The sequence below is a fragment of the Mesorhizobium sp. M1D.F.Ca.ET.043.01.1.1 genome (genome assembly GCF_003952385.1).
In the GTDB taxonomy this organism is placed as follows: domain Bacteria; phylum Pseudomonadota; class Alphaproteobacteria; order Rhizobiales; family Rhizobiaceae; genus Mesorhizobium.
Genome location: NZ_CP034444.1, coordinates 6,778,503 through 6,802,241, shown reverse-complemented (window position 1 = coordinate 6,802,241; position 23,739 = coordinate 6,778,503). Strand labels below are relative to the sequence as shown.

At 64.3% G+C, this 23,739-nt stretch carries 16 protein-coding genes and 1 pseudogene; 10 read left to right on the top strand and 7 right to left on the bottom strand.

The window, feature by feature from the left end; translation table 11 throughout:
* The first annotated feature begins 239 nt into the window (after positions 1 to 239).
* The 3 genes from EJ067_RS32780 to EJ067_RS32770 all read left to right on the top strand — a co-directional run bounded on the left by EJ067_RS32780 (position 240) and on the right by EJ067_RS32770 (position 7,288).
* Positions 240 to 3,905: a DUF5801 repeats-in-toxin domain-containing protein gene (locus tag EJ067_RS32780; RefSeq protein ID WP_126089205.1), complete on the top strand. Its 3,666-nt coding sequence runs from the start codon at positions 240 to 242 to the stop codon at positions 3,903 to 3,905.
* Between the two features lie 110 nt (positions 3,906 to 4,015).
* On the top strand, positions 4,016 to 5,758 hold the full coding sequence (locus EJ067_RS32775; protein ID WP_245468100.1) for a type I secretion system permease/ATPase: 1,743 nt from the start codon (positions 4,016 to 4,018) through the stop codon (positions 5,756 to 5,758).
* Positions 5,759 to 5,761: 3 nt separating this feature from the next.
* Entirely contained in the window at positions 5,762 to 7,288 is a 1,527-nt protein-coding gene (locus EJ067_RS32770) for an HlyD family type I secretion periplasmic adaptor subunit (RefSeq protein ID WP_126089204.1), read from the top strand.
* Positions 7,289 to 7,374: 86 nt separating this feature from the next.
* Here the strand turns inward: EJ067_RS32770 and EJ067_RS32765 are convergent, their stop codons facing one another.
* Positions 7,375 to 7,677, bottom strand: a complete 303-nt coding sequence (locus EJ067_RS32765; protein WP_126089203.1) for a DUF982 domain-containing protein — start codon at positions 7,675 to 7,677, stop codon at positions 7,375 to 7,377.
* Between the two features lie 307 nt (positions 7,678 to 7,984).
* Between EJ067_RS32765 and EJ067_RS32760 the strand changes: the two genes are divergently transcribed.
* Complete coding sequence (locus tag EJ067_RS32760) at positions 7,985 to 9,442, top strand: NCS1 family nucleobase:cation symporter-1 (RefSeq protein WP_126089202.1); 1,458 nt, start codon at positions 7,985 to 7,987, stop codon at positions 9,440 to 9,442.
* Between the two features lie 102 nt (positions 9,443 to 9,544).
* Here EJ067_RS32760 and EJ067_RS32755 read toward each other — a convergent pair.
* The 5 genes and pseudogenes from EJ067_RS32755 to tpiA form a co-directional block, all read right to left on the bottom strand.
* Positions 9,545 to 10,094 (bottom strand): annotated as a pseudogene (locus tag EJ067_RS32755) (DUF1697 domain-containing protein).
* A complete protein-coding gene (locus tag EJ067_RS32750) occupies positions 10,094 to 11,731 on the bottom strand; it encodes a CTP synthase (protein ID WP_126089201.1) in 1,638 nt (545 codons plus the stop codon). Before EJ067_RS32750 ends, EJ067_RS32755 begins: the two are co-directional and overlap by 1 nt.
* 228 nt (positions 11,732 to 11,959) lie before the next feature.
* A complete protein-coding gene (locus EJ067_RS32745) occupies positions 11,960 to 13,072 on the bottom strand; it encodes a L,D-transpeptidase (protein WP_126089200.1) in 1,113 nt (370 codons plus the stop codon).
* Between the two features lie 212 nt (positions 13,073 to 13,284).
* The gene (secG, locus tag EJ067_RS32740; RefSeq protein WP_126089199.1) at positions 13,285 to 13,761 is read right to left on the bottom strand and encodes a preprotein translocase subunit SecG; all 477 of its coding nucleotides are present in this window, start codon (positions 13,759 to 13,761) and stop codon (positions 13,285 to 13,287) included.
* 169 nt (positions 13,762 to 13,930) lie between these two features.
* The gene (gene tpiA / locus EJ067_RS32735) at positions 13,931 to 14,698 is read right to left on the bottom strand and encodes a triose-phosphate isomerase (RefSeq protein ID WP_126089198.1); all 768 of its coding nucleotides are present in this window, start codon (positions 14,696 to 14,698) and stop codon (positions 13,931 to 13,933) included.
* A 144-nt stretch (positions 14,699 to 14,842) separates the two neighbouring features.
* Between tpiA and EJ067_RS32730 the strand changes: the two genes are divergently transcribed.
* From EJ067_RS32730 to lexA, 6 genes are all read left to right on the top strand, one after another.
* Positions 14,843 to 16,735, top strand: a complete 1,893-nt coding sequence (locus tag EJ067_RS32730; RefSeq protein WP_126089197.1) for a SurA N-terminal domain-containing protein — start codon at positions 14,843 to 14,845, stop codon at positions 16,733 to 16,735.
* Entirely contained in the window at positions 16,732 to 17,742 is a 1,011-nt protein-coding gene (gene trpD, locus EJ067_RS32725) for an anthranilate phosphoribosyltransferase (RefSeq protein ID WP_126089196.1), read from the top strand. The genes EJ067_RS32730 and trpD overlap by 4 nt, the downstream gene beginning before the upstream one ends.
* A 4-nt stretch (positions 17,743 to 17,746) precedes the next feature.
* Positions 17,747 to 18,598 carry an indole-3-glycerol phosphate synthase TrpC gene (trpC, locus tag EJ067_RS32720; protein WP_126089195.1) on the top strand — a complete coding sequence of 284 codons (852 nt, stop codon included), beginning with the start codon at positions 17,747 to 17,749 and terminating at the stop codon, positions 18,596 to 18,598.
* Positions 18,599 to 18,664: 66 nt separating this feature from the next.
* Positions 18,665 to 19,159, top strand: a complete 495-nt coding sequence (gene moaC, locus EJ067_RS32715; RefSeq protein ID WP_126089194.1) for a cyclic pyranopterin monophosphate synthase MoaC — start codon at positions 18,665 to 18,667, stop codon at positions 19,157 to 19,159.
* 1 nt (position 19,160) lies between these two features.
* Positions 19,161 to 20,366 carry a gephyrin-like molybdotransferase Glp gene (gene glp, locus EJ067_RS32710; RefSeq protein WP_126089837.1) on the top strand — a complete coding sequence of 402 codons (1,206 nt, stop codon included), beginning with the start codon at positions 19,161 to 19,163 and terminating at the stop codon, positions 20,364 to 20,366.
* A gap of 116 nt (positions 20,367 to 20,482) precedes the next feature.
* Positions 20,483 to 21,217 (top strand): transcriptional repressor LexA, encoded by a 735-nt coding sequence (gene lexA / locus EJ067_RS32705; RefSeq protein ID WP_126089193.1) that lies wholly within the window; start codon positions 20,483 to 20,485, stop codon positions 21,215 to 21,217.
* On the opposite strand, the gene EJ067_RS32700 is transcribed toward lexA, so the two are convergent.
* Complete coding sequence (locus EJ067_RS32700) at positions 21,201 to 23,666, bottom strand: ComEC/Rec2 family competence protein (RefSeq protein WP_126089192.1); 2,466 nt, start codon at positions 23,664 to 23,666, stop codon at positions 21,201 to 21,203. The two genes, lexA and EJ067_RS32700, sit on opposite strands and share 17 nt — an antisense overlap.
* Between the last annotated feature and the right edge of the window lie 73 nt (positions 23,667 to 23,739).

The following is a 23,739-nucleotide window of genomic DNA, read 5'->3' as shown; positions in this document are numbered from 1 at the left end:
CGTTGGTGGGTCACCGATGCGCGTAGGACGCATCCGCCCAGAATTGCCTGACGGGGCATGGAGCGGGGGCGCGGCGGCCCCCTCAACACCCTCTACCCCGAGCGTCAAACAAACTCCAGTTTCCTTTTAACGATGACGCGCAGCGCTGGCCTCAGCCAGCGGATGCGCGCCCATGCGACCGGTCGCCAGCGTTGGGGCTGATACCGCGCCTGTCGCATTGAAACCAGGGAGAATTTGCAATGGCACTCGACATCACAGCCCAAGACATCATCATCGACGAAACCACCGGTCTCCAGCAGCCCAGTGATATTGACCCGACCGGCAATACCAACCTCACATTGTTACATCTCCTGGGCCTCGGCACTCCACTGGAAACCGCCTACCAGGCCGACTTCGTGGTGGCTTCGGGGGACCCCGGAGAAACCATCACCTCAGTCGTCCTCACCCAGGACTTGTCGGGAACGGCGTTTTCCACCACCGACGGCGTACTCACCGACATCCAGACGGTCGATGGCAATTATGTCTGGCTGTTCCAGGACTCGACCAATCCAGATGTCGTGATCGGCGTCATTGGCACCTCCGACCCGACCGCCGAGCCCGATGAGGGCGGCGATCTCGCCTTCTCGTTTGGGCTCGATCCCACCAGCAACACCAATGCGGACCTCTACCTGGTTCAGTATGTGGCGTTGCTGAATCCGGACACGGGCGATCCGGACGACCGCATCGATCTGACCGACCACGTGTTCGCATCGATCACGGGAACCGCTCAGATCGGTTTCTCGGGCGCGAACGCCGCTCCCGGCAATCATGATTTCTATCTGATCAATTCGCCCGATGACGCTTCCAAGCAGCTTCTGGTGATTGGTCTGAACGGCGGCACTGCCAACGTCAGTACACAGGGCTTCGGCATCAACAATCAGAGCATCAATCCGGGCGAAACGCTGCAGGTCGATTTTGTGACCGGCGGCGACCTGAACGCAGGCTCCGCTTCACAAATCCAGTATGACAGCCATATCGAGACGATCACGGAGGCCGGCTTCACGATCAACCAGATCACGCCTTCCCAGCCGGCTAAGCGGGTGGATATCACAATCACGGCCTACAACAATACGGCCAACCAGCAAGGCTCGGATTTCTTTGATGGCACCACGACCAACCCCGTTGACATCACCAGCATCAAGTTGGCGGGCACGTCGGGGTATGTCGGCACGATCACCTTAAATGGCGACTATGTCACGGGAAGCGGCACCATCCACGTGTCTGGGCTCGAGGGCACAGGCAACGCCGTCACCATCACCGGCCTGGACAACGTCACGACTGTCGATATCACCACCGCCACCCCGATGGATCGGATGACGGTCGCGGGTGTCGATGCGAACGAGGGGTGCGACATCACCGAGTTCCATTTCAAGGCGACGACCACCAACGCCCACACCGAGGAGGTGGGCTCGTTCATCAACTTCGATGACGACGGGCCGACGGCGGGTTTGACCGAAGAAGACGCCAAGGTGCTGCATGACGAAACGGCCGGCGTCGACGCCAGTTCGGACGACCAGCCCCTCGCCTCCTTGCCCGGCGCCTTCTCGGGGCTTGGTACGGCCATCGGCTGGGCAGCCAGCGCCTCCGCCGTGGTCACACCCAACTCAAGCCTCGGCGCCGACGGAGGCACGGAGACGCTGTCGCTCGACGTCAGCGCGGCGAATGCCGATTCCGGTTTCGATTCGCTCGACGGCCATAACATCCTGCTCAATCTCGAGGGCGGCCTCGTCGTCGGCCGCGTCGATGCCAATGACGATAACAGCGTCGACTCAAACGACGCGGTGGCTATTGCCGTCTCGATCGACGACAACGGCATCCTCAGCATCGCCCAATACATCGCTATTGCGCACGGCGACACCGGTGATCCCGACGACGTGCAGACGATGAACGACGGCGTGCTGCTGGCCGTGGTCACCGCCGACGATGGCGACGGCGACAGCGACGAGACCAGCATCGCCATCGGCGACAAGGTGCAGATCAGGGACGATGGGCCGAGCATCACGGCGGACGGCACCGTTCCGACGCTGACCACCGACGATTCGGATCTTTCCGATACCACATCGACAAGCTTCGCATCCGTCTTCACCACCGATCCCGGTACCGACGGCGACGCCATCACCTATGAGTTAGGCGTCAAAAGCGGCGCCACTGTCGACAGCGGTCTCGACGACACGCTCAGCGGCGACAACATTCTGCTGCGCCTCGTTAATGGCCAGGTCGAAGGCTATCTTGAGAACGACACGAGCACTGTTGCCTTCGTGATCAGCGTCGATGCGAACACCGGCGAGGTGACACTGACCCAGGACCGCGCGATCATCCATGACGATCCGCTCGATCCGGTGGAAAGCGGCACTTCGGCGGCGACACTTGCCGCTGCCGACCTGGTGACGTTGAAGGCGACCATCACCGACGGTGACGGCGACACCGCCGACGCAACCGCCAATATCGGCACCGCCTTCACCTTCGAGGACGACGGCCCCACGATCACGGTGCCGTTCGACGGTGATGCATCAGGTGGTGGTAGCGATGGTACTCACGAGACTCTGGCCAACACGACTGGCGCGGAGGCCAGCGGAGCCTTCGGCTACGACGTCGGCGCCGATGCTCGCCTGGCCACGTTCTACGATGCCACGCATTCGGACTTTGTCGACCAGGACACCGTGACGCCCGGCATCCAGATCAGCCTTGGGGGTAACCTCACCGGCCTTGTGCCGGCACCAGGCACGACCTCGTTCATTAGCTCGTCCGCCACGCTCCAGTCGGAAAGCGCGACCGAGGCAACATTCAACTGGCAAATCTCGTACGACAGCGACCCGAACACGGCTGGCAATCAGCCGGGCACGGCAGCAGGCACCCTCGTCTTCGACAAGGACAACGACAGCTACACCATCACCCTGACCAACACGCTCGAAGGCTTCAGCTTCGACGTTCTCCACACCGCCGAGCTCGTGTCCAAGCAGCCCACCAGCAACACGGGCCACCCCAAGATCGTGTTGGAAACATTGCTGGCGGATGATCCCAACACCCAAGCTCACGACGGCTTTTTCGTGCAGTTCACGGGTAACTTGGTCAACAAAACCAACCCGTTTGGGTTGACGGACAATGGCCAGGGGAAATCCAACCCCTTCGACTCCACCTTCACTCCCGATCTCCACCAGATGGTGAGCAACGCCAACGAAACCTGGGTATCTGCGACACAGAGCACCAACGGTGTCGCTGGCGACACGATCCAGAAAGGTGAACTGCTGACGTTGCGGTTCTTCAGTAGCGATGTCGGTATTGCGACCGAGGCAATCGCCCCGACGGCGGGCGCCGGCGACATGGCCATCAAATTCGACGGCATCGGCAACAGCGAGGATCTGATGCTCATCCTCAACCTGGTCAACGATGGTGCCGACAACATCGTCGGCACCGCGGACGATACCTCGATCACGCGGGCTATCTACGCGGAGAACGCCGACATCTTCAAGACAGGCCAAGTGCCGGCCCCGTACAGCAGCGAGTTCACGCTCGACAACAATGACGGCCTCCTGATCATCGAGCGGAACGATTACAACGCGGCCGGCGAAGACTACGTGCTGCAGGGTGTCCAGATCATGCAGTCGGGCAACGGCATCACTGGCCAAGACCCTCTCCACGCGGCGATCGCCCTGAACGGGGCGACTGGCGCCGGCGGCGGCAGCAATGCAACCGGCGGGCTGGTCAGCTTCGACGCCGTCGACAATGACGTGCTGAAGATCACGGATATCGGCTTCACCACGACGCAGACTTCGACACCGGACGCGCATCTCGACTTTGGCGTCCAGGTGGCGGACGCGGACGGCGATATGACCACCGTCCAGCACATCTTCGTCGACATCGCCTGACACTCGACCAGCGGGGGGCAGCTAAGGCTGCCCCCGTACCGTCTCCGGCCAGGCGCGGTCGAGCGCCCGGCCGGTCACTCGCAAAAGCTTCGAAACGGGGGGGTTCCGCGATGCAACCAAGACCGCAATTCCAGGATGTGATGCGTCTGGCGCGCCGTCAGGCGCCCGCCCTCCTCCTTTTCAGCCTGCTTACCAACATCCTCCTGCTCGCCAGCACCGTCTACATGCTGCAGATCTACGACAGGGTGCTTTCGAGCGGCTCGATGGACACGCTGCTGTGGCTAACTCTGGCCGTCATCGGCGCCATCGCCGTCTATGGCCTGCTGGAACACGCCCGCCGGATGATGCTCGGGCATATAAGCCAGTGGCTGGACGACCAGCTCAGCGTGCCCGTGATCGAACGCGCCATGGAGGCGCGGCTGGCCGGCAGCAACCTCGAGGCGGGGCTGAAGGACGTTGGGGATCTGCGCAGCTTCATTGCCGGCGACGGCATACTGACCTTTCTCGACGCGCCATGGACACCCGTCTTTTTGGCGTTCATGTGGTTCCTGCATCCGGCATTGGGCATGCTCGGCGTCGCCGGCGCCGTGCTCCTGTTCTGCTGCGCTTTAGCCAACGACTTCCTCACCCGCCGCAAGGGCCAGGAGGCGGCCGCGGGGCTGCGCCGCAGCCAGGCCGCCGTGGGTCAATTCATCGATGGCGCGGAAACCCTGCGCTCGCTCGGCATGTCCGAGCCGGCGCTGCTGCGCTGGGAGCAGAACCAGCAGTCGCTGACGCATCTCCAGTCCCGGATTTTCCATCGCACCACCGTCATTGGCAGCCTGTCGCGCTCGCTGCGTCTCGCCCTCCAGGTGGCCGTGCTGGGGCTCGGCGCCTATTTCGTCCTGCGCCGCGAACTGACGGGCGGGTCGATGATCGCGGCTTCCATCCTGCTCAGTCGTGCGCTGGCGCCAATCGAGCGCTCGATCGGCGCCTGGCGCAGCCTGCTCAGCGCGCGAACCGCGCGCCGCAACCTGATCAGCCTTTTCGACAGCGAGGCGACGCGGAAGGCCGGCGTCACCTTGCCGCGCCCGCAGGGCCGGCTGAAACTCGAAGGCCTGCACTACTACGTGCCGGGAAACTCACAGGCCCTGCTGAACGCGATAAGCTTCGGTGTCGAGCCCGGCCAGACCTGCGGTGTGATCGGCTCGTCCGGCTCCGGCAAGACTACGCTGTGCCGTCTCATCGTCGGCACGATGCGGCCTTCGCTCGGCCATGTCAGGCTGGATGGCGCGGAGGTGTGGAACTGGCCCTCGGACGAGCTCGGCCAGCATATCGGCTACCTGCCGCAACAGGTCGAATTGTTCCCGGGAACGATCGCCGAGAACATCGCGCGCCTTCGCGATGTCGACAGCGAGGCCGTCATCGCCGCGGCGCAGCTCGCGGGCATCCACGAGATGATCCTGCGGCTGCCGAACGGATATCGGACCGAGGTCGGACCGCATGGGGCCCGGATCTCGCGCGGCCAGCGCCAGCGCATCGCGCTGGCCCGGGCGCTGTTCGGCGACCCGCCGCTGGTCGTTCTCGACGAGCCGAACACCGGCCTCGACGGCGAAGGCGAGGTGGCGCTGTTCAACGTGCTTCAGCAGTTGAAGGAGCGCGGCCGCACGGTCGTTGTCGTCAGCCATCAGACCAACCTTCTGCGCACGGCCGATCATGTCGTCTTCCTCCGCGATGGATCCGTCGCGATGTTCGGCCCGCGCGACGAAGTGCTCGGCGCGCTGGCAGGCCAGCCCAGGCGCATTCCGGTGCCGTCGGCAATACGGGACAAGATTGCCGCCAATGCGGCCGCGAACCTGAAGGCGGTGGAGTGAGCCATGAACGAGCGATTTGGCGATTTCTCAACGATGCTGGCCGGACTGGTGGACAGCCTGCGCGAGCTGGGCGACAGGTTGGCCGTTTCCGCCGGCGTTCTGACCGCCGCGGCATCGACCTGGTTCGACGGGCTGAACCAGCCGACGCGTCTCGCCATGATGGCGGCTGCCGGCGCGCTTGTACTGTTGCTGATCTCGCGGCTGTTTCGCCGGCGCTCGCCCGCCCTCGAAGCCAGCAAGCGCGACCTCAATCAACGGACCAGGCCGGCGCGCATGCTGGGCTACGTTTCGGCTATCGTCTTCGTCGGCGGCATTGCCGCATGGGCGAGCGTCGCGCTTCTGGCAAGTGCGGTCGTCGCCAATGGCGTGGTCAGCCCGGAAGGCTATCGCAAGACCGTGCAGCATCTTGAGGGCGGCATCATCGGGATCATCCATGTGAAGGAAGGCGACAAGGTCAGCGCCGGCCAGGTGCTGATCAGCCTCAAGACGACCGACGCGCAAGGGCGCTACGACGAGGTGGAGGGACGCTATATCCGACTGCTGGCGACCGAGGCGCGCCTGGTCGCGGAGCTCGCCGGCCAGGACCGGATCCCCTTTCCCAAGGAACTGACGTCGATCGACAGCGACATGGCGCGAAAAGTCGTGGTCGAGGAGCAGGCGCTGCTCGACAGCCGCCTGGCTACCCGTGCGGGCCGCACGCAGATCCTCAACAAGCGCATCGCCCAGATCCAGGAGCAGAGCACCGGGGCAAGGGACGTCATGGCGGCCGAGGCCGAGCAGCTCAGCCTGATCGACCAGGAGATCGCCTCCGCGCAGGAGATGTACAAGAAAGGGCTGGAGCGCCTGCCGCGGATATTGGCGCTGCAGCGCTCGCAGGCCGACATCCGCGCCAACCAGGCATCGAACCGGGCGCAAGTGGCAAAGAACGATCAGCAGATCGGTGAGACCGAGTTCCAGTTGCTCAACCTGCGCCAGCAGGACAGCGAGACCGCCGCCGAGGACCTTGCCAAGGCGCGCACGGACCTCGCCGAACTGCGCAGCCAATTGCCCTCACGCCAGGACGTGCTGGCAAGAACGGATATCGTCGCGCCGATCGCCGGAACGGTGATGAACCTGCGGGTAACAACGGAATCGGGCGTGATCTCCAGCGGCCAGCCGCTTCTCGATATCGTTCCCAACGAGCCCAATCTGGTGATCGATTCCCGCATCAGGCCTACGGACATCGACGTGGTGCATCCGGACATGCCGGCCCGCGTGGTGCTGACGGCCTATCCGAGCAGGCATTTGCCGCAGATTCATGGCCTGCTCACCTCGGTGTCGGCCGACCGGCTGACGGACGAGAGGACCGGCGAGCCGTATTTCCTTGCCAAGGTCAAGGTCGACGCGGCCGATCTCGCGGAGCTGCATGATATCCGCGTGTCCCCCGGCATGCCGGCCGAAGTCATGATCCTGACCGGAGAGCACACTTTGCTCGACTACATGGTGGCCCCGGTCGAGGCCTCGCTGACACGCTCCTTCAGGGAGAATTGAAGACAAAACAACATCGACCGTCGGCCTCGGGCCGGCGTCTCGTCAATCCAGCCGGCAGCCGAGGCTGCCGGAGGATTGGGACGGTGCTATCGCCTCAGAGCGTAGACGTTGTCCATGGACGCGCCGCCCAGAGGCAGCGCCATGTCGTCGTCGAGTATCCGGGTGATGCGGGCAAAGCCGACGAAGGCCTTCCTCGCCTCCTCGGCCGACATCTTGCCAGCCACAGCCGCCGAGCAGCAATTCACGGCGCATTGATAAACGGGGCCGCGTCTTCCCGTTGGCCACTTCCGCAGGAACACCATTGCTTCGGAGACGCTGTCGACTTCCTCCAAGGGGTATCCCTGCCCACGCGCAATCCGCACTGGGGTAAAGAAATGCAAGCGATCCATCATTATCCTCCCGGCCGACCGCATCGCGGCCGAACCGCATTAAACGCACGTCCGGCGGTTTGGTTCCAAACAAATTTGGTTGCCGGCCGAAAAAGTTCGGAACTGGATAGAACGCGACTCAGCGGGCTGTTCGGCAGCCGACTCAATAAAGGCGATTCCTCTTTTGGCGCAACGAGAAGCGCGATTCTCATTGAATGACTTTAAGGCCAAAGCCGGCAAATGGGTTGCTTGTCGGTTCCCCGACGTCAGGCTTAACCTCGACAGTTAACGCGTCAGGGCGCGTTTTGCAAAAAGGGGAACACTTGCAATGACCATACAAGGCGCATCGCCCGGCCTCTACAACGAGGATCTGGCTCCGGCAACGGTCAGGAACTGGGGGCCGTTTTCGATCTTCAACGTCTGGACCTCCGACGTCCACAGTCTCTGGGGCTACTATCTCGCCGCCAGTCTGTTCCTGTTCTGCGGCGGCTTCGTCAACTTCATCATCGCCATCGGCATCGGCTCGCTGATCATCTACGCGCTGATGAACCTGGTCGGCTATGCCGGCGTGAAGACCGGGGTGCCCTACCCCGTGCTCGCGCGCGCCTCCTTCGGCATCTGGGGCGCCAACATCCCGGCGCTGGTGCGCGCCGTCGTCGCCTGCTTCTGGTACGGCGCGCAGACAGCCGCCGCATCGGGCGCGATCGTCGCGCTGCTGACCCGGCTGCAGTGGTTCAATGAATTCAACCAGACCTCGCATCTGCTCGGCCATTCCACGCTGGAGGTGATCTGCTTCGTCGTCATCTGGGCGCTGCAGCTCCTGATCATCCAGAAGGGCATGGAAACGGTGCGCCGCTTCCAGGATTGGGCCGGCCCCGCCGTGTGGGTGATGATGCTGATCCTGGCGATCTATCTGTGCGTGAAGTCGGGCACCTTCGCCTTCACCAGCGACATCCCGATGGACGTGCTGCTCGACAAGACCAAGGATGCCGGCGTGCCGGGAGAACCGGGATCGTGGACCGCGCTGTTCGCGGTGGCGGCGATCTGGGTGACCTATTTCTCGGCTCTCTATCTCAACTTCTGCGATTTCGCCCGCTACGCGCCGGACAATGCGGCGCTGCGCAAGGGCAACATCTGGGGCCTGCCCGTCAACCTGATCCTGTTCTCGCTGGTCGCCGGCGTCACCACGATCGCCGCCTACGACGTATACCACGAGGTGCTGCTGCATCCCGACCAGATCTCGGCAAAGTTCGACAGCTGGTTCCTGGCGGCTCTCGCAGCGCTGACCTTCGCGGTGGCGACCCTCGGCATCAACGTCGTGGCGAACTTCGTCTCGCCGGCCTTCGACTTCTCCAACGTCTTCCCGCGCCAGATCGACTTCAAGAAGGGCGGCTATATCGCTGCGTTGATTGCGCTTGTGCTCTATCCCTTCGCGCCGTGGGAAGGCAGCGCAGCCTCCTTCGTCAACATCATCGGCGCGACGATGGGGCCGATCTTCGGCGTGATGATGGTCGACTACTATCTGATCCGTAAGGGCGAGGTCGACGTCAACGCGCTCTACCGGGAGGACGGCGAGTTCCGCTTCCAGGGCGGCTGGCACGTCAACGCCTTCATCGCCGCCGGCATCGGCGCGATCTTCTCCTCGATCCTGCCCAACTTCACCAACTGGCTGCCGTCCTGGTGGGGCGTCTATGGCTGGTTCTTCGGCGTGGCGATCGCGGGCGCCGTCTACTACGTGCTGCGCACCGTGGCGCTGGGCGCAGGCGCCCGGACGGCGAAGGCCTGAGAATTGGGGGAGTAAGGGAGCAGGTAAGTAGGGGAGCAGGCGAGCCCTATTCCCCTATTCCCCTATTCCCCTATTCCCCTATTCCCCTATTCCCCTATTCCCCTATTCCCCTATTCCCTTCACCATCTCCGCCAGCCTGCGCACCGTATTCCAGTTGCGGGAAGTGCCGACGCCCATGCGCTTGTGGTTTGCCGCTGCAAGCAGCCGCGAACTCGGCCGCTCGCGCGAAAACACAAGCCAGATATCGCCGTCGACCGAAGCCACCTTTTCATGCTCGGCAGCATAGGAATGCAGCGCCGCAACGGCCTCGGCCGGCGCCGGGCTGCGCATCACGCGCACCGCGACCTGATCACCGGGTATCGGCTGACTCGGCCGGAAACGGATTGCTGGCCGCGAGCTTCAGCCAGTCCTCGGCGCCGCGCACGATAATGTCGACATGACGGCCGAAGGTCTCTTCGAAGGCCTTCTCCAGCCGATGCTCGAGACCGGAAATCTTGGCCGTCCGCGCCTCGAAGACCAGATTGCCCGTCGCCACCAGCGTGCGGACGTTCTTCAGGCCGACGCCTTCGGCCATCGCCTTGAGGTCGGCCATGACGACCCGCCGTCCCTCGCCGAGGAGGATGCTGTAGAGCAGCGCGATGTATGTCCGCATCAAACGAGGCGCGACTGTTCCACCGCGGCCGAGATGAAGCTGGCGAACAGCGGATGCGGTTCGAGCGGCCGGCTCTTCAGTTCCGGGTGGTACTGCACGCCGATGAACCAGGGATGATCGGGATATTCGACCGTCTCCGGCAGCACGCCGTCCGGCGACATGCCGGCAAACACCAGGCCGCAATCCTCGAGCCGCTGCTTGTAGTCGACATTCACCTCGTAGCGGTGCCGGTGGCGCTCGGAGATCTGCGTGTCGCCGTAGATCTCGGCGATCTTCGAACCCTTGGCGAGATCGGCTTGGTAGGCGCCGAGCCGCATCGTACCGCCGAGATCGCCGGTGGCCCTGCGCTTTTCCAGCATGTTGCCCTTCAGCCACTCGGTCATCAGGCCGACGACGGGCTCCTCGGTCGGGCCGAACTCGGTCGACGACGCATGCTCGACGCCGGCGAGCGACCGCGCCGCCTCGATGCAGGCCATCTGCATGCCGAAGCAGATGCCGAAATAAGGCACCTTGCGCTCGCGCGCGAATTTTGCCGCCAGGATCTTGCCTTCCGAACCGCGCTCGCCGAAACCTCCGGGAACGAGGATGCCATGCACCTTTTCCAGCCAGGGTGCGGGGTCTTCCTTCTCGAAGATCTCGCTCTCGATCCAGTCGAGCTTGACCTTGACGCGGTTGGCGAGGCCGCCATGCGAGAGCGCCTCGATCAGCGATTTATAGGCATCCTTGAGGCCGGTATATTTGCCCACGACGGCAATCGTCACCTCGCCTTCCGGGTTGTGGATACGGCTGGAGAGCGCCTGCCAGGGCTCCATGCGCGGCTTCGGCGCCGGGTCGATGCCGAAGGCGGCGAGCACTTCCGAATCCAGCCCCTCCTTGTGGTAGGCCATTGGCACGTCGTAGATGTGCGGCACGTCGAGTGCCTGGATGACGGCGCTTTCGCGCACGTTGCAGAACAGCGAGAGCTTTCGGCGCTCTTCCTTGGGGATCGGCCGGTCGGCGCGCACCAGAAGAATATCGGGCGCGATGCCGATGCCGCGCAATTCCTTGACCGAATGCTGCGTCGGCTTGGTCTTCAGCTCGCCTGCGGTCGGAATGTAGGGCATCAGCGTCAGATGCACATAGACGGCGTTGTTGCGCGGCAGGTCGTTGCCCAACTGGCGGATCGCTTCGAGGAACGGCATCGCCTCGATGTCGCCGACGGTGCCGCCGATCTCGCAGAGCACGAAGTCGTAATCGTCATTGCCGTCGAGGACGAAATGCTTGATCTCGTCGGTGACGTGCGGGATCACCTGCACGGTAGCGCCAAGATAGTCACCGCGCCGCTCGCGCTCGATGATGTTCTTGTAGATGCGGCCGGTGGTGATGTTGTCCTGCTGATTGGCCGAGCGGCCGGTGAAGCGCTCGTAATGGCCGAGATCGAGATCGGTCTCGGCGCCGTCGTCGGTGACGAACACCTCGCCGTGCTGGTAGGGCGACATTGTTCCAGGGTCGACATTGAGGTAGGGATCGAGCTTTTTGATCCGCGCGCGATAGCCTCGCGCCTGCAAGAGAGCCCCAAGAGCTGCTGCAGCTATGCCTTTTCCGAGTGAGGAAACCACGCCGCCAGTGATGAATACATATCGCGCCATGGGAGTCATCGCTTAACGTGGCCTGATTGATTCCGCCAGAGAAAAAACCGCCGCGAAGGCTTTTTCCCAAAATGGCGACGGTGCCCGCTGTGGGCGTTTGCGAAGCATGTCGCCAAAAGCGCCAAGCGGTTTTGGCAGAACGACATGCGTCAAAACAAGAACTCAAAACAAAAGGGCCGGCGGTGCCGGCCCTTTCGGCAGTTTGCGCGAACGCGTCAGATAATAACGACTGAGTTGTTATATAATAACAACCTTGGTGCCGATCTTGACGCGGCTGTAGAGGTCCATGACGTGCTCGTTGATCATGCGGAAGCAGCCGTTGGAAGCGCTGGTTCCGATCGACTGCGGCGCGATCGTGCCGTGGATGCGCAGATGCGTGTCCTTCTTGCCGTCATAGAGGTAGATGGCGCGCGCGCCGAGCGGATTCTCGCCGCCGCCGGGCATGCCGTCCTTGTATTGGCCATAGTGCTTCGGCTCGCGCTTCTGCATGTCGAGGGTCGGGATCCAGCGCGGCCATTCCTGCTTGTCGCCAACGGCGACGGTACCCTTGAACTGCAAGCCTTCGCGGCCGACCGCGATGGCATAGCGGCGCGCCGTGGAAAACGACTCGACGAGATAGAGGCGGCGGGCGCTGGTGTCGATGACTATGGTGCCCGGCTCGTACCCAGTGAACGTGACGTCCTGCGGCACGAATTCCGGCTTCACCTTGAATGGCCTCTTGGCGTCCTTCTTGGCGAGCGCCGAATCGAGCGCGCGGGTCTCGGGCAGATAGTTGATCGAGGTCACCGACTGACCGCCGAACAGGCCCGCGAACAGCCCACCGCTGCTCCGCTTCTGCCCCGGCTGTTCGCTGCGCAGCTCACCGTTGTTGCCGGAGGCCGCAATGTTCATGGCGTCCGCTGTCATGGGCTCGTCGGTCTGGATCGGCGAAACTGGCTCGAGGGGCGCGATGATCCTGGTGATCTTCTTGAGCGGCCTGGCATCGGCCACTTCCGCTGACGCAGCTGACCCCTTCTTGACTAGCCATTCCTGGCGGGCCGCGTCGGCCTTGGCCTTGGCCGCCTCGCGCATCGCCAGCTTGCGGGCTTCGAGCGCCTTTTCCTTGGCCGCATCCCTGTCGGCGGCGATCTTGGCCTCGAGCTTCTTGATCTCCGCGAGGTCGTCCGAGGTCGGGTTTTTCTTCTTCTTGAGAAGCCTCAGCTGTGATGCGTCGCTCTTGGCGGCGACGGGAATTGCGTCGGTCTTCTCTACCGACGGCGAAGTGGCCAGGTTTGCCGGCGAGGCAAAGGCCGGGGATCCCATGCCGAATACGGCACAGAATCCCAAAAGGATGAAGCTGCGAAGCTGCATGGCGAAGATCCGATTTTCTATGCGAGTTGCCCACGGCGTCGCCCGGCGCCCCCCAAGGACGCCGAAAAGTGCCGCGCGCAATCTATAATCGATTTGCCAGCGCGCCCTCAAGCTGAGTGACGCGCTACGCTTGGTTGAATCTTCGTGATGAAGCGGCATTTGCCGCGACTGTGTTCAAAGAACAACAGGTCGCGGCGGCGATGCTTGCCTGGCTACTGGTTCGGAACCTGCGGAGTGACCGGCAAGGTAACGCCGTTCGTGGCCGGCGGCGTGGTCGGATTCGCGGGCGCCGGCGTGGTGGGAACGGTGGGCGGAGCCGTGGTGGTGCCGCCATTCGACAGCGGCGTCGTGGTCGTCGTGCCGCCCGACGGCGCTGCCGGCTGCGAGCTGCCCACCGGGCCATTGGCGCCCGGCAGCTGGTTGAGCACGCCCTTGCTGGGGACCCGATCGAGAATGTCGGTCGGCTTCTCGCCGTAGCGGGCGAGGATGGATAGCGCGAGCGAGGTAACGAAGAAAGCCGCCGCCAGGATCGCGGTGGCGCGGGTCAGCGCGTTGGCGGCGCCCCGCGCCGTCATGAAACCGGAACCGCCGCCGATGCCGAGACCGCCGCCTTCGGAACGCTGCAGCAGCACCACGCCGACAAGGGCGAGTACGACCATGAGGTGAACGACGATCAGTACGGTTTCCATAATTTATCCTGGCGAGGCCGTGCGCGGCCGCGCATACGGCCGGTGATTTGGAGGCGGCTCCTTACAATGCTTTGGTGGCATTTCCAAGCCCGTGGCCGGGAATATGGGGAGCAATGCGGCCATTGCAACGATTTCAGCCTGCCTCTGCCGCGTGGGAAGGCCTCTGCGGCTACGCCATGTTCATATAGGCTTCCGCAATGGCGAGGAAGTCGGCGGCCTTCAGGCTTGCGCCGCCGACCAGCGCGCCGTCGACATTCTCGACGCCAAGCAGTTCCGCCGCATTGGATGGCTTGACCGAACCGCCGTAGAGAATGCGCATCCTGGCCGCGGCATCGCCGAGCAGCGCGATGAGCTTGCCGCGAATATGCGCATGCGCGTCCGCAACATCGGCGGCGGTCGGCGTCAGGCCGGTGCCGATCGCCCAGACGGGCTCGTAGGCGATGATGGTGTTGGCGGCGGTGGCGCTTGGAGGCACGGAACCGTCGAGTTGGCGCGACAGGACATCGAGCGTCGCGCCGGCTTCGCGTTCGGCGCGTGTCTCGCCGATGCAGATGATCGCCACCAGCCCTGCCCGCCAGGCCGCCGACGCCTTGGCGTGGACTATCGCGTCGTCGTCGCCGCACTGCTCGCGGCGCTCGGAATGGCCGACGATGACATGGCTGGCGCCGGCATCCTTCAGCATCTCGGCCGAAATCTCACCCGTATGGGCGCCGCTCTCCTTGGGATGGCAATCCTCGCCGCCGGCGCGAACCGGCGTGCGCGAAAGGATCTCGGCGGCCTGATGAAGCAGGGTCGCCGGCACGCAGACCAATGCCTCGGTCTCCGCATCGAGCCCGCTCATGAAGCCGTTGCCGATCATCCTCAGCTCGTTGAGCGAGGCGCTGGTGCCGTTCATTTTCCAGTTGCCGGCAACGAGCGGACGGATTCCAAGGGTCATGGGGTCGGTTTCTCCAGGCGACATAAGGCAGCGCCCTCACTACCAAAATCAAGCCACAAAGCAATCGACAGTGGACCGGAAGGACGCTATTGCGCTTGTTTCAGACTCGGCGCATGCGAAAATGCGCAAAAATCGGAAGTAAGCATGCTTGGTTTATTGAGAAGCGCGGCGGGCACCTGGGTCGCGAAGGCGTTGCTATCCTTGCTGGTGGTGAGCTTTGCCGTCTGGGGTATTTCCGGGCGTCTGTCGGGAACCTTGGCCGGCCATCATTCCGTAATTACCGCTGGCGGCACGACGGTGTCGATCAACGAGTACCGCCTGGCATACGATCGCCAGATCAATCTGCTGTCGCAGCAATACGGCCAGCGCATCACGCGGGAGCAGGCGAAGCTGCTCGGCATCGACAACCAGGTTCTGGCGCAACTCGTTTCTGGTGCCGTGCTCGACGAGCAGGCCCGTAAGCTCGGGCTTGGGCTTTCCAAGGACCGGCTGGCCGAGTTGACGCACGAGGATCCGGCCTTCAAAGGCCCGAGCGGCCAGTTTGACCGCAGGACCTTCGAATATCTGCTTCGCCAGGTCGGCATGCGCCCGGAGGACTATCTCAAGAATCGCTCGCAGGTGGCCGTGCGCCAGCAGATCGTCGAGGCGATTTCCGACGGCCTCAAGGCGCCGCAGACCTTCCTGAAGGCGGTCGCGCTCTATCGCGGCGAGGATCGCACGATCGACTATCTCGTCCTGCCGAAGACGCTGGTGCAGCCGATCGAGGCGCCGGCCGACAGTGCGCTGAAAACCTATTTCGAGGCCAACAAGAAGAATTACGCCGCGCCCGAGTACCGCAAGTTCTCCTATGTCCGGCTCGAGCCGCAGGACATCATGGACCCGACGGCGGTGACCGACAGCCAGGTCGCCGACGACTACAACAAGAACAAGGCGCGCTACACCACGCCCGAAATGCGCACCATCGAACAGCTGGTGTTCAAGACGCCGGACGCGGCCAAGGCGGCATATGACTCCCTGAAGACCGGCGCCACCTTCGACAAGATCGTCACCGCCGAGGGCAAGACACAGGCCGACACGCTGCTCGGCACGCTGGCCAAGGACAAGATCGCCGACAAGGCGGTCGCCGACGCAGCCTTCTCGCTCAACGCCAACGAGGTGAGCCCGGTGGTCCAGGGCGCCTTCGGCCCGGTGCTGCTGCGCGTCACCGAGATCAAGCCGCAGGTGGTGAAGTCGCTCTCCGAAGTGTCCGACCAGATCCGCAAGGACATGGCGCTCGGCGAGGCGAGCCGCATCTTGCTCGACGTCCACGACAGCTACGAGGACACCCGCGCTTCGGGCGCCTCGCTTGCCCAGGCGGCGGAAAAGCTGAAGCTCAAGGTCGTCACCGTCGACGCCATCGACCGCACCGGCCAGCGGCCGGACGACACGGTCGTCAACGACCTGCCGCAATCGGCCGACCTCATCAAGGCGGTCTTCGAGGCCGAGCCGAACACGGAGAATGAAGGCCTGACGACCGCCGACAACGGCTTCGTGTTCTACGAAGTCCAATCGATCACGGCAGCGCGCGACCGCACGCTGGACGAAGTCCGCCAGAAGGTGGCGGCCGACTGGACCGCCGCCGAGACCGACAAGCGGCTCGACGCGAAGGCCGGGGAGCTGGAAAAGCGCCTCAAGGCCGGCACGGCGCTCGATGTGATCGCAGGCGAGCTGAAGCTCGAGAAGCAGACCAAGCGCGGCCTGAAGCGCGAAGCCGACGATGCCGATTTCGGCAAGGAAGGTGCCGCGGCCATGTTCGGCGTCGGCGAAGGCGGCACGGGCCTGATCCCCTCGCCCACCGGCGACGGCCAGATCCTGTTCAAGGTCGCCGAAGTCTTTGAACCGGCCGGCGCCGATGGCAGCTCCGTCCCGGACGATGCGCAGAAATCCTTCAGCGCCGGCATATCCGACGACCTGCTCGACCAGCTGGTGGCGCAGCTGCAGTCGCAGTATGACGTTCGCATCGATCCGGCCGCCGTATCGCAAGCACAGACACGATGAGCGCTCTCAAGACACACATAGCCAAGGTCGCCACTGGCACCGCGCTCTCCTTCGAGGAAGCGCGCGAGGCTTTCGACATCATCATGTCGGGCGATGCGACGCCGGGCCAGATCGGCGGTTTCCTGATGGCGCTGCGCGTGCGCGGCGAGGCCGTGAGCGAGATTTCAGGCGCGGTCGCCACCATGCGCGCCAAGATGCTGCGCGTCGAAGCTCCGCATGGCGCCATCGACATCGTCGGCACCGGCGGCGACAACTCGCACTCGGTCAACATCTCGACCGCCTCGGCCTTCGTCATCGCGGCGGCGGGCGTTCCGGTCGCCAAGCACGGCAATCGCGGCCTGTCCTCGCTGACCGGCTCCGCCGACGTGCTGATGGCGCTCGGCGTCAAGATCGACATTCCGCCGGAGACGATCGGCCGCTGCATCCACGAGGCCGGAGTCGGCTTCATGTTCGCGCCGGCGCATCATCCGGCGATGAAGCATGTCGGACCGATCCGCGGCGAGCTCGGCACCCGCACGATCTTCAACCTGCTTGGACCGCTGTCCAACCCGGCCGGCGTCAGCCGCCAGATGGTCGGCGTCTTCCTGCCGGAATGGATCATGCCGGTGGCCGAGACACTGAAAGCACTCGGGGCCGATCACGCCTGGGTCGTGCATGGCGACGGTTATGACGAGATCACCACCACCGGCGAAACGCAGGTGGCTGAGCTTGCCGGCGGTGAAATCCACAGCTTCACGCTCACCCCGGAAGCGGTGGGGCTGAAGCGCCACAGCAAGGAAGAGCTGCGCGGCGGCGATGCGGCCTACAATGCCAAGGCATTGCGCGATATGCTGCGCGGCGATGCCGGCGCCTATCGCGACACCGTGCTGATGAACGCCGGCGCCGGGCTGGTGGTGGCCGGCAAGGCGACGACGCTCGCCGACGGCATTGGGGCCGCCGCGCAAGCCATCGACAGCGGCCGGGCGCTTGCGGTGCTCGACAAGCTCATCGAGATTTCGAACGGTTAGAACCTTGTCCGACATCCTGCGCAAGATCGAAGCCTACAAGCGCGAAGAGATCGCCGCGGCGAAGCTCAGCGCGCCGCTTGCCGAGGTCAAGGCGAAGGCGAAGGATGCAGAACCGCCGCGCGGCTTCCTTGCGGCCCTCGAGGCCAGGCGGAAGGCCGGCGGCTTCGCGCTGATCGCCGAGATCAAGAAGGCCAGCCCCTCCAAGGGTTTGATCCGCGCCGACTTCGATCCGCCGGCGCTCGCCAGGGCCTACCAGCAAGGCGGAGCGGCCTGCCTCTCGGTGCTGACCGACGCCCCGTCCTTCCAGGGCGCGCCGGGCTTTCTGACAGCCGCGCGCGCCGCCGTCGGCCTGCCCGCCCTGCGCAAGGATTTCCTCTTCGACCCGTACCAGGTCCACGAGGCGCGGGCCTGGGGCGCGGACGCGATCCTCATCATCATGGCAAGCGTCGACGACGCTCTGGCCGGCGAGCTCGAGGCAACGGCCTTCGAGCTCGGCATGGACGCGCTGGTCGAGGTGCATGACGAGAAGGAGATGGAGCGCGCGCTCATGCTCTCGTCACGGCTGATCGGCATCAACAACCGCGATTTGCGGACCTTCGAGACCAGCCTCGACGTTTCGGAGCGGCTTGCCGCCATGGTGCCGGCCGACCGGCTACTGGTCAGCGAAAGCGGCATCTTCACCCATCAGGACTGCCGCCGGCTGGAGAAGAGCAAGATCGGCACCTTCCTCGTTGGCGAGAGCCTGATGCGGCAGGCCGACGTGGCCGCCGCGACCGCGCTTCTGCTGACGGGCAAGGCTCCGGCCGATGCATCGGCCCGAAAATCGACTCCGATTTTCGGAGAGCACGATGCATAGATTCAAAGTGTTAGAGCGTGCTTTGTGCGTCCAAGTGGACGCACGTCGTTCTAAGGCCGTTTGAGGATGCCTGCGCTTACCCATCTCGGCGCCAAGGGCGAAGCCAACATGGTCGATGTCGGCGACAAGGCCGAGACGACGCGCACGGCAATCGCCGAAGGTTTTGTTTCCATGCGGGCGGAAACGCTGGAGATGATCCTGGCCGGCGACGCCAAGAAGGGCGACGTGCTTGGCACGGCGCGCATCGCCGGCATCATGGCCGCCAAGAAGACGCATGAGCTTGTTCCGCTCTGCCATCCGCTGCTTCTCACCAAGGTTGCGGTCGATATCGAGCCCGACCCGGCGCTGCCCGGCCTGAGGGTCACCGCGCTTGCTCGCGTCACCGGCAAGACCGGGGTGGAGATGGAGGCGCTGACCGCGGCGTCGGTCGCCTGCCTCACCATCTATGACATGGCCAAGGCGGCGGACCGCGCCATGGTGATTTCCGGCATCAGGCTGGTCGAGAAGACCGGCGGCAAGTCGGGCGACTACAAAGCCGCCAAACATGGAGCAGGTTCTTAAGATGGCGCTGGTTCCGGTCGCCGAAGCGCTCGAGCGCCTGTTGGATGGCGCAACCGCGCTGCCTGGCGAAAGCGTTCCGCTGGCTGACGCCGCCGGCCGCGTTCTGGCCGAACCCATGGTGGCGCTGCGCACCCAGCCGCCCTTCAACGCTTCGGCCATGGACGGCTATGCCGCCCGCGCCGCGGACGTGGCTTCGGCTCCGGCGCGCCTCTCGGTGATCGGCATGGCGCCCGCAGGACGCGGCTTTGCCGGCTCCGTCGGCAATGGCGAAGCGGTGCGCATCTTCACCGGCGCGCCGCTCCCCGAAGGCGCCGACACCGTGGTCATCCAGGAGAATGTCCGCGACCTCGGCCGCGGCCGGATCGAGGTGACCGAGCCGACGGCGGAAGCACGCAACGTCCGTCGCCGCGGGCTCGATTTTGGCCAGGGCGACCTGCTCCTCGAAAAAGGCCGCCAGCTCGATCCTGCGGCGCTCTCGCTGGCGGCGTCGGCCAACCATCCGAGCCTCACCGTGGTGCGGCAGCCGCTGGTGGCCATCATCGCCACGGGCGACGAATTGCTGCCGCCCGGCAGCGCGCTCGGCCCGGACCAGATCATCTCGTCCAATGCCTATGGCGTCGCAGCCGCGGCCCAGTCGGTCGGGGCGCGCGCGCTCGACCTCGGCATCGCCGCCGACCGGCAGGACGCAATCGCGGCTCTGGTTAGGAAAGCGGTCTCAGCCGGCGCCGATATCATCGTCACCCTCGGCGGCGCCTCGGTCGGCGACCACGACCTCATCCACGACGTGCTGACCGGCGAAGGCATGCAGCTCGATTTCTGGAAGATCGCCATGCGCCCCGGCAAACCGTTGATGTTTGGCCGCCTAGGCAACATCCGCTGCATCGGCCTGCCCGGCAATCCGGTGGCGAGCCTTGTCTGCTCGCAATTGTTCCTGAAGCCGCTTCTGGCGCGGCTGGGTGGCCGCAACTACCGACAGGACATCCGCGCCGCCCGGTTGGCCGCCGCGATGCGCGCCAACGATCTCAGGCAGGACTATGTGCGCGCCGTCGTGCGCGAGGAGGCCGGACGGCTGGTCGCGACACCGTTCGGCATCCAGGATTCCTCGATGCTGAGGACGCTCGCCGACGCCAACGGCCTGATCGTGCGCGAGCCCTTCGCCCCGGCGGCGGAAGCCGGCGCCGAATGCAGCGTTCTGATGTTACGCTGAACAAAACGTCAACACATTCACTAAACTTTAAACGGTTGCGGAACACAACTGGAACAGATAGTGTTTGTTCTGGGTTTGTTTTTCTGATTCTGGTTTCAGAACCCATGGGGGCCGCCATGCTGACGCGCAAACAACATGAACTCCTGATGTTCATCCATGAACGGCTCAAGGAAAGCGGCATTCCGCCGTCTTTCGACGAGATGAAGGAAGCGCTCGACCTTGCCTCGAAGTCGGGCATCCATCGCCTGATCACGGCGCTGGAAGAGCGCGGTTTCATTCGCCGGCTGCCGAACCGGGCGCGTGCCCTGGAAGTCCTGAGGCTGCCCGATTCGATCGCGCCCGGCCTCAATGCGGCGAAGAAATTCTCGCCAAGCGTCATCCAGGGCGGCCAAGGCAATCTCGGCCGGCAGATCAAGCCTGCGGCGCCCTCGCGCACGCCTACGCCCAGCAATGATGACGACGTCGTTTCGGCCGTATCCATTCCGGTCATGGGTCGCATCGCCGCCGGTGTGCCGATCGATGCCATCCAGCATCAGACGCATTCGATCACAGTGCCGCCGGACATGATCGCGGGCGGCGAGCATTATGCCCTGGAAGTCAAAGGCGACTCGATGATCGAGGCCGGTATCTTCGACGGCGATACGGTCATCATCCGCAACGCCAACACGGCAAGCCCGGGTGAAATCGTGGTGGCCCTCGTCGACGACGAGGAAGCGACGCTGAAGCGCTTCCGCCGCAAGGGTGCCTCGATCGCGCTCGAGGCCGCCAATCCCGCCTATGAGACCCGCATCTTCGGGCCGGACAGGGTCAAGGTGCAGGGCAAGCTAGTCGGACTCATTCGCCGCTACTGAGCGGCTGTGGCTTTGCCTCTGGCTTTTCGGGCCGCTTGTAAGGCGCCAGGCCCCTCGCCTCGCGCGAGTAGCTCCGCTGTTCGTGCCAGGGGCGATAGGGCTTCTCGACGGCGTATTGAATGACAGGTTGCGCCGTCGCCGATTGCGGATCGAAGAAGACGGCAGCGCTTCCATGGCGAGCAAGTTGGCGTTTGGTGACGACAAGAATGCGTGGATCGCGGCAAGGATTGTAGGCCGTGGCGTCGTTGATGACAATGAGGTCGGCATAGCCGCAGGCCGGCCTGGCGCTGTTGCGATTTTCCGCCAACGCGACGATCGCGCCGGACGGATGCCGGCCGATGCAGAGATCGCCGGTGCAATAGAATGGCGATCCCGGCGGCAGGTCGACGGGATCTGCGATATCCAGCGCGCCTTTGGCGAATGTCTCCGGCGGCACGATTTCCTCGGCTTTCAGCGCGCGCTTCCAGTTGTCGATGGTGAACTCGTTGGAGCGTTCGCGGTTGATAGCGAGCTCGCCGCCGCCGATCGGCATTGCCACCAGATGCGCGTCCTCCGAGATCAACACATCCGGCGTGCGGACATGCGGAATGGTGAGCAGAGCAGCAAGCGCGAACGGCACGGCTGCCAATCTGAGCCAGGTGGTGGCCATGGTCGCGATGACCAGCGCGATCGTCGCCAGCAGCACCGATTGGATCGAGATCAATCCCACGGCATCGACGGGCGAGCGCTCGGAAATCCATACCGAAATGGCAATCGTCGCAGTCAGGCCCTTGCCCATCACGTAGAGGAACGGACCGTCGAAACCGAACGGCATCGCCAACGCGCTCAGCACGGCGAACGGCATGACGATCAGCGAAACGATCGGCATCACCGCCAGATTGGCGAGCAGACTGAGCGGCGAGACGCGCTGGAAGTGCCAGATCGCAAACAGTAGTGTCGCGCTGCCCGCGATGAGCGAGGTTACGGCGGCGCCACCCACGCCAATCGCCAGTTTTCGCGACAAGAACCCGAGGAAGGAGCGCTTTGCCGGCGGCACGGTCGCTTTGCCGGCGCGATAGTCGGCAAAGCCGGCATAGGCGCCGACCAGGGCGGCGGTGGCCGCGAAGGACATCTGGAAGCTCGGACCGACCACTTCGTGCGGCGAGACAAGGATGACGGCGATGGCCGAGATCGCCAAATTGCGCATCGTCAGCGCCGCGCGGTCGAAGAGCACGGCGACCAGCATCACGGCGAGCATGATGAAGCTCCGCTCGGCCGCCACCACGATGCCGGAGATGACGAGGTAAGCGGCGATCGAGGCAAGCGCGATCGCCGCGGCGTATTTCTTCACCGGCCGGCGCGACGAGAAATCCGGAAACAGCGCAAAGGCGCCGCGCAGCAGGAACATGATCGTGCCGGCGACCAGCGCCATGTGCAGGCCGGAGATTGAGATGATGTGATAGATGCCGGTGCGCCGCATCGCTTCGTTGATGTCTTCGGGAATGCCGGCGCGAACGCCGACAATCAACGCCGCGGCGATTTCGCCTTCGGGTCCGCCGACGGTGCTTCTGATGTGATCGGCGATGTTCTCGCGCGCGTTTTCGATCGCCGAGGCGATGCTCGTCTCTGCCGGCGGGGCGGTTGCCGGAAGGACTTTCGGATCGCCTAGGAAAAAGCCGCTGCCGCCGATGCCGGAAAAATAGCTGTCGAAGGAAAAATCATAACTCTCGGGGCGGACCGGGCCTGTCGGCGGCAAAAGCCGCGCATAGCCCGTCACCAGCGATCCAGCCTTCATGTCCGGCGGCATCCTGCGAGCCGAGAGCCTGACGCGGTCCGGCGCGTAGCGCAGCGTCGGATGCGCGGTCGACACGAGATCGATGGTCAGCCGCACCCGGCCATTGGCCATCTCCTCGGCGACGACGACGCGCCCGGTCAGCCGCGTCTGGATTTCGGAGCCGAGCATAGGTGTTGCGACGCGCCATGTCTCGACCTTCGCGGCGACGAAGCCCAAGGCGCAAAACAGCGCCGCCATGAAGACGAGATGCGTCTTCGGCCAAGAGCGCGAGACCGCCACGCAGACAGCCATCAGCGCTGCCGCCGCCAGCGGCCTGTAGAGGTCCGGCTCGGCATTCAAGGAAAAATAGAGGATCACGCCGGCGGCCAGGAACACCGGCACCAGCAGGAAGCCGACGCCGCGGTCGAGTTCGGTAGCGGCCGCGACGGCGACGCTCCGGCGAAACACGGAAAACGAAGCGCCGCGGAACTGTCGGCGGATCCGGTCGATGGCTGCCGGCGGAGACGTCGGGCGGGCGGGGGTGCCGTCGGGCGATGGAACGTCCACAGGCAGGTGCCGCTCCGGGAGCAGGACCGGCATCGCTTCGGCAGGCACGGCGCCGGCAAACAGCAAGCGCTCGCTGACGCCAGCCGTCGTCCCTTCGCCCTCCTCCTCGCCCCGGCCACGTCCAGCCATCGGGTCTGCCCCTTGCGCCCCAGACCTCCTATGCTACATGAACGCCACCTGCGCGAAAGCCCGCGCAATCACG

What these genes read in the sequence shown, in the direction of transcription:
- EJ067_RS32780 (WP_126089205.1), top strand. Translation starts at nt 240, where the DNA reads ATGGCACTCGACATCACAGCCCAAGACATCATCATCGACGAAACCACC.
- EJ067_RS32775 (WP_245468100.1), top strand. Translation starts at nt 4,016, where the DNA reads ATGCAACCAAGACCGCAATTCCAGGATGTGATGCGTCTGGCGCGCCGT.
- EJ067_RS32770 (WP_126089204.1), top strand. Translation starts at nt 5,762, where the DNA reads ATGAACGAGCGATTTGGCGATTTCTCAACGATGCTGGCCGGACTGGTG.
- EJ067_RS32765 (WP_126089203.1), bottom strand. Translation starts at nt 7,677, where the DNA reads ATGGATCGCTTGCATTTCTTTACCCCAGTGCGGATTGCGCGTGGGCAG.
- EJ067_RS32760 (WP_126089202.1), top strand. Translation starts at nt 7,985, where the DNA reads ATGACCATACAAGGCGCATCGCCCGGCCTCTACAACGAGGATCTGGCT.
- EJ067_RS32750 (WP_126089201.1), bottom strand. Translation starts at nt 11,731, where the DNA reads ATGACTCCCATGGCGCGATATGTATTCATCACTGGCGGCGTGGTTTCC.
- EJ067_RS32745 (WP_126089200.1), bottom strand. Translation starts at nt 13,072, where the DNA reads ATGCAGCTTCGCAGCTTCATCCTTTTGGGATTCTGTGCCGTATTCGGC.
- secG (WP_126089199.1), bottom strand. Translation starts at nt 13,761, where the DNA reads ATGGAAACCGTACTGATCGTCGTTCACCTCATGGTCGTACTCGCCCTT.
- tpiA (WP_126089198.1), bottom strand. Translation starts at nt 14,698, where the DNA reads ATGACCCTTGGAATCCGTCCGCTCGTTGCCGGCAACTGGAAAATGAAC.
- EJ067_RS32730 (WP_126089197.1), top strand. Translation starts at nt 14,843, where the DNA reads ATGCTTGGTTTATTGAGAAGCGCGGCGGGCACCTGGGTCGCGAAGGCG.
- trpD (WP_126089196.1), top strand. Translation starts at nt 16,732, where the DNA reads ATGAGCGCTCTCAAGACACACATAGCCAAGGTCGCCACTGGCACCGCG.
- moaC (WP_126089194.1), top strand. Translation starts at nt 18,665, where the DNA reads ATGCCTGCGCTTACCCATCTCGGCGCCAAGGGCGAAGCCAACATGGTC.
- glp (WP_126089837.1), top strand. Translation starts at nt 19,161, where the DNA reads ATGGCGCTGGTTCCGGTCGCCGAAGCGCTCGAGCGCCTGTTGGATGGC.
- lexA (WP_126089193.1), top strand. Translation starts at nt 20,483, where the DNA reads ATGCTGACGCGCAAACAACATGAACTCCTGATGTTCATCCATGAACGG.
- EJ067_RS32700 (WP_126089192.1), bottom strand. Translation starts at nt 23,666, where the DNA reads ATGGCTGGACGTGGCCGGGGCGAGGAGGAGGGCGAAGGGACGACGGCT.